Annotated in this window: 1 pseudogene; it reads right to left on the bottom strand. The window is 58.8% G+C overall.

Annotated elements, in window-relative coordinates:
• Positions 1 to 437 (bottom strand): annotated as a pseudogene (locus AB2B41_RS23375) (hypothetical protein); the annotation flags it as partial.

Here is a 437-nt window from a genome sequence, read left to right as displayed (position 1 = left end):
TCTGCACGAGCGTTCGGTCGATCTCAGCAGGTGCGTCTCCGAGATGCAGCTTCAGCTCCACGCCCCGCCTGCGCATCTGGAAGGGGCTCTTGAGGATGAGCTCCTCGGGATTGATCTTCTCCGGATCACACTCGGCTAATTCCGCAAGCTCACCACGATGCAGATGAATGGTCAGCATGCCCAGGCTGAGGTCGGCGCGCTCGATCAATGTCAGACAGTCCTTTGTCTGCTGGATGGCATGCAATTTGGCTGATGCGGCCTCAACTTGTGAGGCGTTGAGATCCCGGATCAGGCGGATCGCAATCTCTTCCTGCTTCAGGTGCGCTCTGATCAGATCGGCTATCAGGCCTTCGACCTGTTCCGCAGGGAGACGCCAGGCATCGGGATGCTTGCGGCTTCGATCTGTCACCAGCCTGCGGGAGATGTAGTAGCGCAGA

Source organism: Sulfitobacter sediminis, from assembly GCF_040811725.1.
Classification (GTDB): Bacteria; Pseudomonadota; Alphaproteobacteria; order Rhodobacterales; family Rhodobacteraceae; genus Sulfitobacter; species Sulfitobacter sediminis.
This window is presented reverse-complemented; position numbering and strand designations above follow the sequence as displayed.